Annotated in this window: 12 protein-coding genes and 1 pseudogene; 4 read left to right on the forward strand and 9 right to left on the reverse strand. The window is 72.1% G+C overall.

Annotated elements, in window-relative coordinates; genetic code table 11:
• The first annotated feature begins 16 nt into the window (after positions 1 to 16).
• Entirely contained in the window at positions 17 to 175 is a 159-nt protein-coding gene (locus tag OG289_RS34550; protein WP_327317964.1) for a hypothetical protein, read from the forward strand.
• Between the two features lie 29 nt (positions 176 to 204).
• On the opposite strand, the gene OG289_RS34555 is transcribed toward OG289_RS34550, so the two are convergent.
• The 3 genes from OG289_RS34555 to OG289_RS34565 all read right to left on the reverse strand — a co-directional run bounded on the left by OG289_RS34555 (position 205) and on the right by OG289_RS34565 (position 4,838).
• Entirely contained in the window at positions 205 to 726 is a 522-nt protein-coding gene (locus OG289_RS34555) for a DUF1990 domain-containing protein (protein WP_327317965.1), read from the reverse strand.
• 72 nt (positions 727 to 798) lie between these two features.
• Entirely contained in the window at positions 799 to 2,472 is a 1,674-nt protein-coding gene (locus OG289_RS34560; RefSeq protein ID WP_327317966.1) for a M4 family metallopeptidase, read from the reverse strand.
• Between the two features lie 317 nt (positions 2,473 to 2,789).
• Complete coding sequence (locus tag OG289_RS34565) at positions 2,790 to 4,838, reverse strand: M4 family metallopeptidase (protein WP_327317967.1); 2,049 nt, start codon at positions 4,836 to 4,838, stop codon at positions 2,790 to 2,792.
• 393 nt (positions 4,839 to 5,231) lie between these two features.
• Here OG289_RS34565 and OG289_RS34570 point away from each other — a divergent pair, with 393 nt between their 5' ends.
• Positions 5,232 to 5,669, forward strand: coding sequence for a hypothetical protein (locus OG289_RS34570; protein WP_442818998.1), 438 nt, complete (start codon positions 5,232 to 5,234; stop codon positions 5,667 to 5,669).
• A gap of 42 nt (positions 5,670 to 5,711) precedes the next feature.
• On the opposite strand, the gene OG289_RS34575 is transcribed toward OG289_RS34570, so the two are convergent.
• The 5 genes from OG289_RS34575 to OG289_RS34595 are packed head-to-tail and all read right to left on the reverse strand — an operon-like array spanning position 5,712 to position 13,117.
• Entirely contained in the window at positions 5,712 to 7,487 is a 1,776-nt protein-coding gene (locus OG289_RS34575; RefSeq protein WP_327317968.1) for an ABC transporter ATP-binding protein, read from the reverse strand.
• On the reverse strand, positions 7,484 to 7,654 hold the full coding sequence (locus OG289_RS34580) for a hypothetical protein (RefSeq protein ID WP_327317969.1): 171 nt from the start codon (positions 7,652 to 7,654) through the stop codon (positions 7,484 to 7,486). Before OG289_RS34580 ends, OG289_RS34575 begins: the two co-directional genes overlap by 4 nt.
• A complete protein-coding gene (locus OG289_RS34585; RefSeq protein ID WP_327317970.1) occupies positions 7,651 to 9,405 on the reverse strand; it encodes an ABC transporter ATP-binding protein in 1,755 nt (584 codons plus the stop codon). The genes OG289_RS34580 and OG289_RS34585 overlap by 4 nt, the downstream gene beginning before the upstream one ends.
• 47 nt (positions 9,406 to 9,452) lie before the next feature.
• The gene (locus tag OG289_RS34590; RefSeq protein WP_327317971.1) at positions 9,453 to 11,312 is read right to left on the reverse strand and encodes an ABC transporter ATP-binding protein; all 1,860 of its coding nucleotides are present in this window, start codon (positions 11,310 to 11,312) and stop codon (positions 9,453 to 9,455) included.
• The gene (locus OG289_RS34595) at positions 11,309 to 13,117 is read right to left on the reverse strand and encodes an ABC transporter ATP-binding protein (RefSeq protein WP_327317972.1); all 1,809 of its coding nucleotides are present in this window, start codon (positions 13,115 to 13,117) and stop codon (positions 11,309 to 11,311) included. The genes OG289_RS34590 and OG289_RS34595 overlap by 4 nt, the downstream gene beginning before the upstream one ends.
• Before the next feature lie 179 nt (positions 13,118 to 13,296).
• Between OG289_RS34595 and OG289_RS34600 the strand changes: the two are divergent.
• Both OG289_RS34600 and OG289_RS34605 read left to right on the forward strand, forming a co-directional pair.
• Positions 13,297 to 13,407, forward strand: a pseudogene (locus OG289_RS34600) (DNA-binding response regulator); the annotation flags it as partial.
• Positions 13,408 to 13,448: 41 nt separating this feature from the next.
• Positions 13,449 to 13,790 carry a hypothetical protein gene (locus tag OG289_RS34605; RefSeq protein WP_327317973.1) on the forward strand — a complete coding sequence of 114 codons (342 nt, stop codon included), beginning with the start codon at positions 13,449 to 13,451 and terminating at the stop codon, positions 13,788 to 13,790.
• Between the two features lie 49 nt (positions 13,791 to 13,839).
• On the opposite strand, the gene glgX is transcribed toward OG289_RS34605, so the two are convergent.
• Positions 13,840 to 16,074 (reverse strand): glycogen debranching protein GlgX, encoded by a 2,235-nt coding sequence (gene glgX / locus OG289_RS34610; RefSeq protein WP_327317974.1) that lies wholly within the window; start codon positions 16,072 to 16,074, stop codon positions 13,840 to 13,842.
• Between the last annotated feature and the right edge of the window lie 31 nt (positions 16,075 to 16,105).

Genomic DNA, 16,105 nt, shown 5'->3' on the forward strand with positions numbered 1-16,105 from the left:
GCAGTACGGTCGAAGCGTGGACGCAGAATCGAGTCAGCCCGAAGACGTACCGCTCCGGGCGCGCGAATACCGACTCATGGGGGACCTGGATGTCCCGGACCTCGACCTCCCCGCCGCCACGGATGAGCAGATCAGTGCCGCTCTGCGCGGTATGGGAGGCGGCCTCGATGACTAGCGTGCCGGTCGTCATCGCCATTCGGCCGGTCAGTCCTCGGCGACCTCTTCGCACAACCCCCGCAGCACCACCCCGCACCGACGCGCGTACGCCTGCTGCAAGCCCCGGGCCGCCGGCCCGCCTGCCCTCGTGTACCACTTCGCGGCGCGGCTGAACGCCGATACCGTCAGCCAGACCGTGCCGTCTCCCGTGCGGTCGACCACGAAGGACTCCTCGCCGCACTCGGGGTGGCCGGAGAGGGTGCCGTACGCCCAGCCGGCGCGGCGGTGTTCCTCCACCGTCCAGACCACGCGGCAGGGGGCCTTGATGAGTCCGGCCAGGGTGATCGTGACGTCGACGTCCGGGGCCGCGCGTTCCGCGGAGGCGTCGAGGCCCATGCCCAGTGCGCGGTGCATCTCCCACGTCATGACCGCTTCCGCGGCGCGGCGGAAGACCTCGTGGCCCTCGCCGAGGCGGGTGCGGACGTGGAGGGGGTGGAAGCCCGGCGGGCAGAAGCCGGGGTGGTCGCGGGTCGCGCCGACGTCGTCGTAGGTGAAGTCGTTGGGAGGCATGGGAGCCAAGAGTAGGGCGGCACCCGGGGATGCCTTCCTCCCGGGTGCCGCCCTGTCTCGACTACTGGAGAACTAGGAGACGTTGACCGCCGACCAGGCCGCCGCCACCGCCTTGTACTCGGTGCTGCTGGTGCCGCCGTACAGCGCCGAGGCCGCGCTCAGCGTCCCCGTACGCGCCGACTTGTAGTTCGTCGTCGACGTGAAGTACGTCGTCAGCGCCTTGTACCAGATCTGCAGCGCCTTGGCGCGGCCGATGCCGGTGACCGTGGAGCCGTTGGACGTCGGCGAGTTGTAGGTCACGCCGTTGATCGTCTTCGAACCGCTGCCCTCCGAGAGGAGGTAGAAGAAGTGGTTCGCGACGCCCGACGAGTAGTGGACGTCCTTGTTGCCGACGGTGGAGGACCAGGAGTCCGCCGAGCCGCCGTCCTTGCTGGGCTTGTCCATGTAGCGCAGCGGGGTGCCGTCGCCGTTGATGTCGATCTTCTCGCCGATGAGGTAGTCGCCGACATCGGACGAGTTGCCCGCGTAGAACTCCACGCCGGTGCCGAAGATGTCCGAGGTGGCCTCGTTCAGGCCGCCGGACTCGCCCGAGTAGTTCAGGCCCGCGGTGTTGGCGGTGACGCCGTGGCTCATCTCGTGGCCGGCCACGTCCAGCGAGGTCAGCGGGTGGGTGTTGCTGTCACCGTCGCCGTAGGTCATGCAGAAGCAGTCGTCGTCCCAGAAGGCGTTGACGTACGAGCTGCCGTAGTGGACGCGCGAGTAGGCGCCGACACCGTCGTTCTTGATGCCGCTGCGGCCGAAGGTGGACTTGTAGAAGTCCCAGGTCTCCTGCGCGCCGTAGGCGGCGTCGGCGGCCGCGGTCTGGTCGGTGGTGGAGCTGGAGGCCGCGCCGGTGCCCCACGTGTTGTCCGCGTCGGTGAACAGCGTGCCGGTGCCGGAGCTGGAGGTGTGCTTCAGGTTGTACGTCTTGTGGCCTCCGCGCGAGGCGTCGGTCAGCTGGTACGTCGAGCCCGACAGGGTGGTGGTGAGGCTGACGTTGCCCGAGTACAGCGTCTTGCCGGTGCCGGTCGCGTTCTCGACGCCCTGGTACTCGTACAGCTTCTTGCCGGTGGCCGCGTCGGTGATGACGTGCAGCTTGCTCGGGGTGCCGTCGTCCTGGAGGCCGCCGACGACGGTCTCGTAGGCGAGGACGGGCGTGCCGTTCGCCGCCCAGATCACCTTGCGGGGGGCCTGGTCGGCGGCGGTGGACTCCGAGCCCGCGGCCTTGGCGGCGGTCAGCGCCTGCTTCTCGGCCTTGGCGGTGGCGACCTTCGGGGTCAGCGTGGCCACCTTGATGGTGGCCGTGTTGGCCTTGGTGACACCCTTGGCCGCGCCGGCGGCGGACTCGTGGACGACCAGGTCGCCGCCGAGGACCGGCAGGCCCGCGTAGGTGCGCTCGTAGCGGGTGTGGACCGTGCCGTCGGCGTCCTTCACGACGTCCTTGACGACCAGCTTCTCCTTGGCGCCGAGGCCTATCGACTGGGCGGTCTCGGGCGCGTCGGCCTGCTGCTGCTTGAGCAGCGTCGTGCGGGCCGCGGCCGACAGCTGGACCGGAGCGGCCAGCGGGACCGACTTGGCGGTCGACTCGACCGGGACCTGGGCGGCAGCGGTACCGGCGGTCAGGCCGGTGGTGACCAGGGCTCCGGCCGCGACGGCGGTCGCAATGGCCAGAGTGGTGCGCTTGTGACGCGCGTAGAGGGAGGTCACACAAGCTCCTTGGGTGTGGGGGGTCCGGGCGGCGTGGGGCGGCCGTCCGTGACGGGTGTGAAGTTGTGCGGCGGGTGAAGGAAGACTGGCATCAAGGCGCGTACATGTCAGGACCCCGAAGTGATGTTGGCCGAAAATCGTCTGTCTGGTGAACGTTGCTGGAATGTAAACGGACTTGACCTGGGTAATGGGCCAACAGGGCGTCGGTAAGGGGCCGGTAAAATGGGGGCGCCGTCCCGGGAGGAGCCGAGCCTCCGGGACGGCGTCCTGTGCGCTGTCTTTCGGGTGGCTGTGCGTGGCCCGTGCGGGCCCGAGGCCTACGGGAAGGTCAGCTTCCAGCTGTTGATGTAGCCGGTGTCCTGGGCCGCGTTGTCCTGGACCTTCAACTGCCAGGTCCCGTTGGCGACTTCGGACGAGGCGTTCACGGTGTACGTGGTGTTCAGGTTGTCCGTGCTTCCGCCGGTGCCGTACGCCTTCAGCGTGTACGCCGTGCCGTCGGGGGCGACCAGCTGCACCTGAAGGTCACCGATGTAGGTGTGGACGATGTCGACCGAGACCGACAGGTTCGACGGGGCGTTGCCCGTCCGCCCGGAGACGGTGACCGACGAGGTGACCGCCGCACCGTTGTCCGGAATCGATACGTCGGCGGTGTTCTCGAACGAGGTGCCGCCACCACCGCCGCCGCCGGAGCGGGCGCCGACCGCGACGCCGGCCCACGCGTCCTGCACCGCCTTGTACTCGGTGGAGGTGGTGCCGTACAGCTCACCGGCCGCCGCCAGCGTGCCGGTGCGGGCCGCCGCGTAGTTGGTGGTCGAGGTGAACTTCGTGCTGAGCGCGCGGAACCAGATCTTCTCCGCCTTGTCGCGGCCGATGCCGGTGACAGCAAGGCCGTCCGCGGTCGGCGAGTTGTAGCTGACGCCGTTGATGACCTTGGCGCCGCTGCCCTCGCTCAGCAGGTAGAAGAAGTGGTTCGCCGGGCCCGACGAGTAGTGCACGTCGACCGACCCGATGCCCGAGTACCAACTGTCCTTCGACGAGCCGTCCTTGCTCGGCTTGTCCATGTAACGCAGCGGCGTGCCGTCGCCGTTGATGTCGATCTCCTCGCCGATGAGGTAGTCACCGACGTCCGAGGAGTTCTGGGCGTAGAACTCGACCGAGGTGCCGAAGATGTCCGAGGTGGCCTCGTTGAGGCCGCCGGACTCGCCGCTGTAGTTGAGGCCCGCGGTGTTGGCGGTGACGCCGTGCGTCATCTCATGGCCGGCCACGTCGATGGCGGTGAGCGGGTGGGTGTTGCCCGAGCCGTCTCCGTACGTCATGCAGAAGCAGCTGTCCTGCCAGAACGCGTTGACGTAGTTGTTGCCGTAGTGGACGCGTGAGTACGCGCCGACGCCGTCGCCCTTGATGCCGGAGCGACCGTGCACGTTCTTGTAGTAGTCCCACGTGAGGGCAGCGCCGTAGTGCGCGTCGGCGGCCGCGGTCTCCGCGTTGGACGCGGCTCCGGTGCCCCAGATGTCGTCCGCGCCGGAGAAGAGCGTGCCGGTGCCGGAGGTGCCCTTGTTGAGGTTGTACGTCTTGTGCCCGCCGCGCGCCGCGTCGGTCAGGTTGTACGTCGACCCCGACTGCGTGGTGCCCAGGGTGACCTGGCCGCTGTACATCGTGTTGCCGGTGCCGGTCTCGACGCCCTGGTACTCGTAGAGCTTCGCGCCCGTGGCCGCGTCGGTGACGACGTGCAGCTCGTTCGGGGTGCCGTCCTCCTGGAGACCGCCGACGACCGTCTCGTACGCCAGGACCGGCGTGCCGTTCGCCGCCCAGATCACCTTGCGTGGCGCCCGGTCGGTGTCCGCCTTCTCGGCGCCGGCGGCCGTGGCGAGGCTCAGCGCCTGCTTCTCCGCCTTGGCCGCGCTGAACGTGGGGGAGAGCGAGGCGACCTTGATGGTGGCCCGGGTGGCCTTGGTGACGCCCTCGGTGGCGCCGGACTTCGCCGTGTCGACGACCAGGTCGCCGCCGAGGACCGGGAGGCCGGCGTAGGTGCGCTCGTAGCGGGTGTGCAGGGTGCCGTCGGCGTCCTTGACGACGTCACGGACGACGAGCGCCTCCTTGGCGCCCAGGCCCAGCTCCTTGGCGGTCGCCGTCTTGCCGGCGTCCGCCTCGCGTATCAGCGCGGCGCGCTGGGCGGGGGTGAGGCGCACCGACTCGGCGCCCGGGTTGGCCCGGCCCGCCGCTTGCGGTGCCTTCTCCGGGGCAGCGGTCGCGGCGCCGGACTGCACGGCGGCGGCGATGAGCGCGGAGACGCCGACGAGGGCGACGGCCGCGGCGCGGCGGGGGGTGGTGTGGGGGGTGCGTCTGCGAGAGGAACTGCTGCTCAACACTGACTCCTTCTGCGCGGCCGCGGGTCACGCGGCCAGGGGAGACCCGACGGCGGGTGAGCCGTACGGGCACGACAAAGGCGGTACGCAGAACAAAGGCGGTACGTGGAGCGTGCACATGGAGCGGGTGTAGCTGTGGGGTTGCTGTGAAGTAGCAGTGGGAAGAGTGGCAGTGGATTGCGCTGTCTGTCAGGAGCGCGTCAGGAAGTTGGCCGGAAACGGTTCGTTGTCCGGTCTGTTGCGTTCGATATCCGGCGACTTGCGGAATCGCCGCCACGGGCACGACCCGCCGTCCGTATGCCACGATGACGGTCGACGCGTCGGACGCATCGCGAGCGTCGGATGCATCGAATGCGGCGGACGCATCGAGGGCGGAAGGGCAGGAGTCCGGACGTGTTCGCCATGATTCTCGGCTGGGTCTTCTGGGCCGCAGGCGCCTACCACGCGGCCTCGGTCACCCCGCACATCTGGCGCGATCCCGAGCGGGCCCGCGCGACGGCGGCGGCCCTGACCGGCTTCCCCTTCGGGACGGAGGTCCGCCGGGGGCTGGTCCGGGGCGCCGTCCTGAACACCGCCGACATGGTCCTGTTCGGCAGCGGCCTGCTGTGCGGCGCGCTGTGGCAGCGCCGGGGAGCGCCCGACGACGGGGTCCTGTTCTGGGGCTTCATGGGCTGCACGGGACTGCTCCTCGTGTCCGTCGCGCTGGGCCTGGCGATCATCTGGTTCAACGTGCCGAAACGGTTGGTCCCGCCCCACATGCGCGACGAACCCGGACTCGTTACCGGGAGGCTGCGCGCGGCGCGCGACCGCCGAGCGCGCCGCCGCCGTTGACCGACGGCGCGGGGCGGGAGGGGAGGGAAGCGGCCCCGTCTCCTATTCGGAGACGGTTCGTTCCCCGTGCCACGTCCGCCACAGTGCCGCGTACGCGCCGTCCGCCGTCACCAGGGCCTCGTGGGTGCCGAGTTCGGTGAGGCGGCCGTCCTCCATCACGGCGACCCGGTCCGCGTCGTGCGCGGTGTGCAGGCGGTGGGCGATGGCGATGACCGTACGGCCTCGCAGGACGGCGGCCAGGGCGCGCTCGGTGTGCCGGGCGGTCGTCGGGTCCAGCAGGGCCGTCGCCTCGTCCAGGATCAGCGTGTGCGGGTCGGCCAGCACCACCCGGGCCAGGGCGAGTTGCTGGGCCTGCGAGCCGTCCGTACGGCAACCGCCCCCGCCCAGCCGGGCGTCGAGGCCGCCGGGCAGCTCCCGCACCCAGTCGGCGGCGCCGACAGCGGCCAGCGCCGCCCACAACTCCTCGTCACTCGCGGCCGGTTCGGCGATCAGCAGATTGTCGCGGACCGTGCCGAGGAAGACGTGGTGTTCCTGGGTGACCAGGACGACCTGCCGGCGCAGCGTCTCGGGCGCCAGGTCCGCGACCGGCACCCCGCCCACCGTCACCGTGCCCGCGCTCGGCGCGTCCACGCCCGCGAGCAGCCGGCTCAGCGTCGTCTTGCCCGCGCCGGACGGGCCGACGACCGCGAGCCGCTCCCCGGGGCGCACCGTCAGGTCGACACCGCGCAGCACCTCGCCGCCGCGCTCGTAGGCGTACCGCACGCCCGTCACGTCGATCCGGTCGTCCGCCGGGACGGGCGCCGCGCCGTCCGCCTCGGCGCGCGGCGCCCGCGCCAGGCCCTCCACCCGGGCGAACGAGGCGCCGCTGCTCTGCAGTTGCTCGACACGCACCAGGATCTGGTCGAGGGGCTCGGTGAACTGCCGCAGGTACAGCGCGGCGGCCACCACCGCGCCCAGGCTCATCGCCCCTCGCGCGTGCAGCACGCCGCCCACCAGCAGCGCGCCCGCCACCGGAAGCGAGTACGACACCTCCACCGCCGGGAAGAACACCGTGCGCAGGTGGAGCGTGCGGAAGCGGGTGAGCCGCGAGATCTCCAGGGCGTCCCGGCTCGCCGCCGTCCGCCGCTCCTGGAGCCGGAACGCCTCGACCGTCCGCGCCCCGGACGCCGTCGACGCGACGATCTCGGCGACCTCCGAGGAGGCCGCTCCCTCCGCGAGGTAGGCCGTGCGCGCCCGCCGCAGATACCAGCGCAGCGCGAACCAGATCGGGGTCAGCCCGAGCACCCCGACCGCACCGAGCAGCGGATCGATCACGAACACCGCGCCGAGCGTGATCAACGCCTGGACCGTGTGCACCAGCAAGTCGGGCCCGGCGTCCCGCAACGTCGTGCCCACGGCCGCCACGTCGGCGGTGCCGCGCGTGGTCAGATCGCCGGTCCCGGCCCGCTCCACGACCGACGCGGGCAGGGCCAGCGCCCGGCCGACGAACTCCTCCCGCACCCGTGCGAGCGTCCGCTCGCCGAAGCGGTGCCCCGCGTACCGGGCCCAGCGCGCCAGCAGCAACTGCGCCGCCGCGCAGACCAGGATGGCCGCCGCCAGCCGGTCCACGGCCCCGGTTCCGTGCCCGGCCCGCACCTCGTCGATGATCCGCCCCAGCAGCCACGGCCCGGCGAGACCGGCCCCGGCGGCGAGCACGTTCAGGGTGAGGGTGCCGGTGAAGGCGCGCCCGTCGGCCTGTACGAGGCGGGTTGCCGCCCGGCGTACGTCGGTGGCCTCGGCGACCGGCAGTCGCCCGGAGGTTGTGTCGGTCACCGTCATCGCACGGCCTCCTCGGCGCCGGTGTCCGAGCAGGCGTCCGTCGGGTTCAGGGTGAGGGTGCCGGTGAAGGCGCGCCCGTCGGCCCGTACGAGGCGGGTTGCCGCCCGGCGTACGTCGGTGGCCTCGGCGACCGGCAGTCGCCCGGAGGTTGTGTCGGTCACCGTCATCGCACGGCCTCCTCGGCGCCGGTGTCCCTACCCGTGTCCGGATCGGCGTCATCGCCGTCCTCGGTGTCCCGTGCCACCAACGCCCGGTAGCCCGGCTCACGTTCCAGCAGGTCGCGGTGGTGGCCGGTGGCCGCGACCTTTCCGTCGACCAGGTAGTGCACGGTCTCCGTCTGGTCGAGGACCAGCGGGGAGGTGGTGGTGACGACCGTGGTCCGGCCGGTCCGGGCCGCGCGCAGCCGCCGCGCGACCGCCGCCTCCGTGTGCGCGTCCAGCGCCGACGTCGGCTCGACGGCCAGCAGCACCTCGGGGTCGGCCAGCAGCGCCCGCATCAGCCGGACGCGCTGCCGCTGGCCCCCGGAGAGGCTGCGGCCCTGTGCGGTCACGAGCGAGTCCAGCCCCTCCGCCAGGCCCTGCACGATGTCGTCGGCCGCCGCCGCCCGCACCGCCCGCCCAAGATCCGCCGGGGAGGGCTCACGCCGTCCGGTCACCACCTCGCGCAGGCTCCCCGCGAACAGGTCGGCCTCGTGGTCGGCGACCAGGATCCCGGCCCTGACCTGTTCCAACGGCATGGCGTCCAGCCGCACCCCGCCCCAGGTGGCGTCCGAGGGGCCGTACCGGCCGAGCCGGTCCACGACGGCGTTCACCTCCGCGTGCCGCGCGCCGACCAGCGCGGTGAGCCGGCCCGGCGTCACCCGCACCCCCGACACCGGGTCGTGCAGCACCGCCGGCTCGACGGGCGCGTCGGCGGTCCCGGTGTCCGGGGCGGGCTCCAGCCGCAGCAGCCGGACGACCCGCCGGGCGGCCACCACACCCCGGCTGAGCTGATAGCCCATGTCGACGAGGAACGCCACCGGGCCGACCAGGACGGCGACATAGCCGTACACCGACACCAACTCGCCCACCGTCATGTCGCCCTGGGCGGCGAGCCGGGCCGCCAGCCACGTCACCACGGCGAGGAACAGCGTCGGCAGGCCCACCCCGAGCGCCTGCATCCAGCTGGTGACCGCCCCGACCCGGTAGCCCTGCGCCCGCAGCCGCTGCGAGTCACGGTCGAAGGCGTCCGCGAACAGCCCCTTGCCGCCGAGCCCGTTGAGCACGCGCAACCCGCCCGCGAGGTCGCCGATCCGGGCGGTGAGCACGCCCTGCCGCTCCCGGTACTCGGCCTCCGTGCCCTGCAACCGCGCCATCAGCGGCCCCACCAGCACCGCGATCACCGGCATCCCCAGCAGCACGACCGCCGCCAGCAGCGGCGACACGGACAGCAGCAGCCCGGCGACGAAGACGTAGACGACGACCGAGCCGACGCCCGGCCCGATCACCGTCAACGAGCCCGCGATGGTGTGCACGTCGCCCACCCCGATGGTGACGACCTCCCCGGTGCCCACCTGCCGCGACAGCCCGGCGCCGAGCCGCACCGCCTGCCGGACGACGACCTTGGTCGTGCGGAAGTAGCCGTCCATCCGCACCCGCGTCATCGTGCGGTGCCGCATGATGCTCACCCACGCGTTGAACGCGCCCACGGCGAACAGCGCCGCCGTCCAGCCCGCCAGCGCGGCCGTATCACCGGGCTCCAGCCCGTCGTCCACCGCCCTCGACAGCAGATACGGCGCCACCGCCAGCAGCACCATCCAGACGCTGGCCAGCACCGCCCCGGCCAGCGCCCGCCACGGCTGGCAGCGCACCAGCCACGCCAGGTACGCCCAGCCGCCGCGACAGTCGGGCGTGCCGGGATCCTCGTACGCGTCGATCATCCACTCGTCCTTCCGGCCCCCGTTGCCCCCGCTGCCCCTGAACCTGCTTACGCCAGGCTGTCGCGCCAGGCCCGGTGCAGGTCCGCGAACCGGCCGGTGCCCGCGATCAGTTCGGCCGGACTGCCGTCCTCGACGACCCGGCCGTGCTCCATGACCAGGACCCGGTCGGCGATCTCCACGGTCGACAGCCGGTGCGCGATCACCACCGCCGTACGGCCCTTCAGCACCGTCGCCATCGCCGCCTGCACGGCCCGCTCGCCCGGGACGTCGAGCGAGCTGGTCGCCTCGTCGAGGATCAGCACCGCCGGGTCGGCGAGCAACGCCCGTGCGAACGCGACAAGTTGACGCTGACCCGCGGAGATACGGCCGCCGCGCTTGCGGACGTCCGTGTCGTAGCCGTCGGGCAGCGCGCTGATGAACTCGTGCGCGCCGATCGCCTTCGCGGCCCGCTCGATCTCCTCCCGGCTCGCGTCCGGCCGCCCGATGGCGATGTTCTCGGCGACCGTGCCGGAGAACAGGAACGCCTCCTGCGTCACCATGACCACCCCGCGCCGCAGCTCGGGCACCGGCAGCTCGCGCAGGTCCACCCCGTCCAGCAGCACCCGCCCCTGCGACGGGTCGTAGAAGCGGGCGAGCAGCTTGGCCAGCGTGGACTTGCCGGCGCCGGTCGAGCCGACCACGGCGACGGTCTGCCCGGCGGGAAGGGTGAGGTCGAAGCGGGGGAGGACCTCGCCGCCCGTGCGGTAGCCGAAGGAGACCCCGTCGAACACGACCTCGCGGCCGGGCTGTTCGCTCTCCAGGGCAGGGAGTTCGCTCGGCGCCGAAGGCTCCGGCACGGTCGGTGTCTGCGCGAGCAGGCCCGCGATCTTCTCCAGCGAGGCGGCCGCCGACTGGTAGGAGTTGAGGAACATGCCGAGCCGGTCGATCGGGTCGTACAGCCGCCGCAGATACAGCACCGCCGCCGCCAGCACCCCGAGCTCCAGCGTGTCGTCCGCGACCCGCATGGCGCCCCACAGCACGATCACCGCGACCGCCGTGTTGGCGACCAGCCGCGACCCGACGACGTACCGGGCCATCTCCAGCAGCGCGTCGCCGTTGCGCCGCTCGTGCCGCCGGTTCAGGACCCGGAAGCCGGCCTCGTTGACGGCCTCGCGGCGGAAGGCGCGCACCGGCCGGATGCCGTTCATCGTCTCCACGAACTTCACGATCACGGCCGCGATCGCGGTGGACCGGGCGGTGAACACCCGGCCCGCGCGCCGCCGGTAGACCCGCACCAGGAGGTACAGCGGCACGAAGGAGGCCACCGCGACGGCGCCCAGGCCCAGGTCCAGCCAGAGCAGCATCGCGGAGATGAACAGGAAGGACAGCACGACCGAGACGAGTTCCTGAAGGCCCTCGTTGAGGAGCTCGCGCAGGGCCTCGACGTCGCTGGTGGAGCGGGAGATCAGCCGGCCCGAGGTGTAGCGCTCGTGGAAGTCGAGGCTCAGCGCCTGCGCGTGCCGGAAGATCCGGCCGCGCAGGTCGAGCAGCACGTCCTGGTTGACGCGGGCGGAGGCGATCAGGAACGCGTACTGCAGTCCGCCGGAGGCCAGCGCACACAGCAGGTAGCCGACGCCGACCACGATCAGCGGCCCGTGGTCGTCGGCCCGGAACGCCGGTACGGCGCGGTCGATGGCGTACGCCACCAGCAGCGGGCCCGCCTGCACGGCCGCCTGCTGGAGCAGCAGCAGGAGGGTGGTGAGGGCGACGCGCGCCCGCATGGGGGCCAGCAGGGAACGCAGGAGCGCGCCGGTGGCCCCGGGCGGGGTGGGCAGGACGTCCCGGTCGAAGGGGTCGTCGGCGGAGGCCCGCAGGACGGTCTCCTGGTCGTCGTCGGTGGTGGGGGAGGCGGTGGTGGGGGCGGTCATCGGCGGTCGGCCTCCTGTTCCCCGGACAGTGTGGGGGACTGGTCTCCGGACATGAGGTGGGCGTACTCGGCGTTGGTGCGCAGCAGTTCGTGATGGGTGCCGACGGCGGTGACGCGCCCGTCGGACAGCAGGGCGACGCGGTCGGCGAGGAGCACGGTGGACGGGCGGTGGGCCACGATCAGCGCGGTGGTGTCGGCGAGAACCTGCCGCAGCGCGGCCTCCACGGCGGCCTCGGTGTGCACGTCCAGCGCGGAGAGCGGGTCGTCCAGGACGAGGAACCGGGGCCGTCCGACCACGGCTCTGGCCAGCGCGAGCCGCTGCCGCTGGCCGCCGGAGAGGCTGAGCCCCTGCTCGCCGACCTGGGTGTCGACGCCCTGCGGCAGCGCGCGCACGAACTCGGCCTGCGCCACCTCCAGCGCCCGCTCCAGCTCCACGGCGCCGGCCCGGTCGTCCGCCCCCATGAGGACGTTCTCCCCGACGCTCGCGGAGAACAGGGTCGGTTCCTCGAAGGCGACGGCGACCCGCCCGCGCAGCTCCTCGCGGGGCATCGCGGCGATGTCCTCGCCGTCGAGAGTGATACGCCCGGCCGTGACCTCGTGCAGCCGGGGGACGAGGGCTGTGAGGGTGGTCTTGCCACTTCCGGTCGCTCCGACCAGCGCCATGGACTCACCGGGCCGGATGTGCAGGTTGACGCCGTCGAGGGTGGGCCGGGAGTCGGGGGCGGCGTCCGGGTAGCGGAAGGCGACGCCGTCGAACCGCAGTCCGCCGCCCTCGGCCACGGGCGCACGCTCACCGGAGCCGCCGGGCTCCTCCGGCAGCTCGTCCATCACCTCGAAGTACCGCTCCGTCGCCGTCGCCGCCTCCTGGCTCATCGCCAGCAGGAACCCGATGGAGTCCACCGGCCAGCGCAGCGCGAGCGCGGTGGACAGGAAGGCGACCAGGGTGCCCGCGGACAGCTCGCCGTCCGCCACCTGTACCGCCCCCAGCACCAGCGCGGCCCCGATGGCCAGTTCGGGCAGCGTCACGATGACGGCCCAGATCGTGGCCAGCAGCCGCGCCTTGCCCAGCTCGGTGCCGCGCAGGGTCGACGACAGTTCCCTGAAGGCCCGCGCCTGGCTGCGGTGCCGGCCGAAGCCCTTGATGATCCTGATCCCGAGGACGCTCTCCTCGACCACCGTCGTCAGGTCCCCGACCTGGTCCTGGGCGCGCCGCGCCACGACCGCGTACCGACTCTCGAAGTACACGCACATCAGCACGACCGGGATGGCCGGCCCCAGGATGACCAGCCCGAGCACCCAGTCCTGGAGCAGCATGATGACGACGCCGAAGACGATCGTCACCGAGTTGACCAGCAGGAACGTCAGCGGGAAGGCGAGGAACATGCGCAGCAGCCCCAGATCGGCCGTCGCTCGGGACAGCAGCTGCCCCGACGCCCACCGGTCGTGGAACGCCACCGGCAGCCGCTGCAGCCGCGCGTACAACTGCGCCCGCATCTCCGCCTCGACGTGCGACAGCGGACGCGCCACCAGCCAGCGCCGCATCCCGAACAGCAGCGCCTCGGCGAGCCCGAGCAGCAGTAGGTAGAGGGCGCCCAGCCAGACGCCGGCCGTGTCCCGGTCGGCCACGGGGCCGTCCACCATCCACTTCAGGACGAGCGGGATCACCAGGCCCGTACAGGAGGCGAGCACGGCGACGGAGGCGGCCGCGAACAGCCGTAGCCGTACGGGACGGACGTACGGCCACAGGCGCAGCAGGGAGCGTACGGCGGAGCGGTCGGGGGTGGTGGTTGCACGTGTCCTGGCCATCACCGCGAGCCTACGGACCGGCACTGACAACGCCCACCGAGTTTTGGCCGGACCCGGCTCGGCCGCTGGTCCTACGACCTGCGTGTTCGAGGTGCGTGTTCGAGGGGTCGTACCTCGGCATCCACCGATCGGCTGATGTGCGTTCGAGCGAGCCGGTCGATGTGCGGGCCCGGGTCCCGACTGTGAAGACCCATCTCACCCACCTCTACGCCAAGTCGGGCGTCAACGACCGCGCGGCGGCGGTGGCGGTGGCGTACGAGCGGGGGATCCTGGGGCGGGGGGAGCGCTGAACCGCTGAGAGCGAAGGGCGTGGGGACGGCAGAATCGCGGCATGGGCATCGACCTGCAGTTGCACGACGGCCGACCGCACTGGCCCGGCCGGCGATCGAAGCGCGGACCGACCCTGGTGCGACAGTCCCACGAGCACGGTGAAGCGCCGGCTCGGCTGATCGCCGAGCTCCCCGTCAACACCTCGGGCAAGCTCTGGACGGTCGATCCGTACGACGACACGGTCTTCAACGAGCAGGAGGCCGAGGCCGCACTCGGTGAGATCCCGGATCTGTTGGACCGCTGCTCCGACGAGGCCCGGGCCGCGGCGGTCCGCGACCTCGCCGCCTTCCTCGCGGACTGCGCCACGACTCCCGGCAGTTGCCCGGTCTTCGTCGGAGACTGAGACCGGCCCGCCCGCTGTCCGCGGTTCGACCGGTCGCCGCGGCGCAGCCTCACCCCACCACCCGCAGCAACAGCACCGCCCGCCCCGGCACGGTCACCGCCGCCCCCGCCGGGTGTGTCACCCCCGGCGCATCCCCCTGCTCCTCGCTCGACGTGTCGACGACCACCTCGTACCGTTCCGCCCACGGCGGACCCGGCAGGACGAAGTCCACCGGACGGTCCCCGGCGTGCAGGACGGCGAGGAAGCTGTCGTCGATGATCGGGGCGCCCCGCTCGTCCCGGCCGGGAATGTCCCGCCCGGAGAGGTACATGCCGAGGGTCGCCGCGGGCGCGTACCAGTCCCCTTCCGTCATTTCCGTGCCCCGCTCCGTGAACCAGGCCAGGTCCCGCAGCCCGTCCGCCGAGTGCGCCCGCCCGGAGAAGAAGGCCCGGCGGCGCAGCACCGGGTGGCGGTGGCGCAGGGCGATCAGGCGGGAGGTCAGGTCGAACAGGGCGCGCCAGCCCGGGTCCTCCAGCAGTCCCCAGTCCAGCCAGCTGATCTCGTTGTCCTGGCAGTAGGCGTTGTTGTTGCCCCGCTGGGTGCGTCCGAGTTCGTCGCCCGCGACCAGCATCGGCACGCCCGTCGACAGCAGCAGGGTCGTCAGCAGGTTCCGCAACTGCCGTCGTCGCAGGGCGAGTACGCGCTCGTCGGCCGTCTCGCCCTCGGCGCCGCCGTTCCAGGAGCGGTTGTCGTTCGTGCCGTCCCGGTTGCCCTCGCCGTTGGCCTCGTTGTGCTTGCGCTCGTAACTCACCAGGTCGCGGAGTGTGAAGCCGTCGTGTGCCGTCACGAAGTTGACCGAGGCGTACGGGCGCCGGCCGCCCCACGCGTACAGGTCACTCGACCCCGACAGGCGGTACCCCATCTCCCGCACGTCCGGCAGCGCGTGCCGCCAGAAGTCGCGTACCGCGTCGCGGTAGCGGTCGTTCCACTCCGTCCACAGGGGTGGGAAGGCTCCTACCTGGTAGCCGCCCGAGCCCACGTCCCACGGTTCCGCGATCAGTTTCACCCGGCGCAGCACCGGGTCCTGTGCGATCACCGCCAGGAACGGGGACAGCATGTCGACGTCGTGCATGGAGCGGGCCAGCGCGGCGGCGAGATCGAAGCGGAATCCGTCGACGCCCATCTCCGTCACCCAGTAGCGCAGGGAGTCGGTGATCAGGCGCAGTACGTGCGGCTGGACGACGTGCAGGGTGTTTCCGCACCCCGTGTAGTCGGTGTAGCGGCGGGCGTCCGACTGGAGGCGGTAGTAGCCGCGGTTGTCGATGCCCTTCAGCGACAGCGTCGGGCCCAGTTCGCCCGCCTCCGCCGTGTGGTTGTAGACGACGTCGAGGATCACCTCGATCCCGGCCGCGTGCAGCGCGCGGACCATCCGCTTGAACTCGCCTACCTGCTGCCCCGTCGTCCCGGCGGAGGCGTACGCGGCGTGCGGGGCGAAGTAGCCGATGGAGTTGTAGCCCCAGTAGTTCTTCAGGCCGCGGCGCAGCAGATGGTCCTCGTGGGCGAACTGGTGGACCGGCAGCAGCTCCACCGCCGTCACGCCCAGGTTCACGAGGTGTTCCACGGCCGCGGGGTGCGCCAGCCCGGCGTACGTGCCGCGCAGTTCCTCGGGGATCGCCGGGTGCAGCCGCGTGAAGCCGCGCACATGGAGTTCGTAGATCACCGAGTCCGCCCACGGGGTCTTCGGGCGGCGGTCGTCGGCCCAGTCGTCGTCATCGTGCACGACGACGCCTTTCGGGACGTGCGGTGCCGAGTCCCGTTCGTCGCGGACGGTGTCGGCGACCTGCTGCTGGGGCCAGTCCCGGACGTGCCCGTACACCTCCGGCGGCAGACTGAACTCGCCGTCGAGCGCACGGGCGTACGGGTCCAGGAGCAGCTTCGCCGGGTTCCAGCGGCCGCCGGTCCACGGGTCCCAGCGGCCGTGCACCCGGTAGCCGTAGCGCTGGCCCGGCATGACCCCGGGCACGAAGCCGTGCCAGATCTCGTGCGTGAGCTCGGTGAGCCGGGCGCGCGTCTCCCGTCCGGCCTCGTCGAACAGGCACAGCTCGACCGCCTCCGCGCCGCCCGCCCACAGCGCGAAGTTGGTGCCCGCGACGCCGTCCGGGCCGACCCGGAAACGGGCGCCCAGCGGTGTGGGCGCGCCGGGTCGCACGGGTGGGCCCGGCACCTTGCGCGACGCACCGTTCACGACGGTGTCCGGCGCGGCGCGCTCGGCCGCCACCGCCTCCTGCTCGGCTGCGCTGGACACCGGCTCGCCTCCCGCGGCTCATGGAACGACG

It is taken from the genome of Streptomyces sp. NBC_01235 (assembly GCF_035989285.1).
Taxonomy (GTDB): Bacteria; Actinomycetota; Actinomycetes; order Streptomycetales; family Streptomycetaceae; genus Streptomyces.

Coding starts and splice junctions, on each gene's coding strand:
- OG289_RS34590 (WP_327317971.1), bottom strand. CDS start 11,312: ATGACCGCCCCCACCACCGCCTCCCCCACCACCGACGACGACCAGGAG.
- OG289_RS34580 (WP_327317969.1), bottom strand. CDS start 7,654: ATGACGGTGACCGACACAACCTCCGGGCGACTGCCGGTCGCCGAGGCC.
- OG289_RS34605 (WP_327317973.1), top strand. CDS start 13,449: ATGGGCATCGACCTGCAGTTGCACGACGGCCGACCGCACTGGCCCGGC.
- OG289_RS34585 (WP_327317970.1), bottom strand. CDS start 9,405: ATGATCGACGCGTACGAGGATCCCGGCACGCCCGACTGTCGCGGCGGC.
- OG289_RS34555 (WP_327317965.1), bottom strand. CDS start 726: ATGCCTCCCAACGACTTCACCTACGACGACGTCGGCGCGACCCGCGAC.
- OG289_RS34595 (WP_327317972.1), bottom strand. CDS start 13,117: ATGGCCAGGACACGTGCAACCACCACCCCCGACCGCTCCGCCGTACGC.
- OG289_RS34575 (WP_327317968.1), bottom strand. CDS start 7,487: ATGACGGTGACCGACACAACCTCCGGGCGACTGCCGGTCGCCGAGGCC.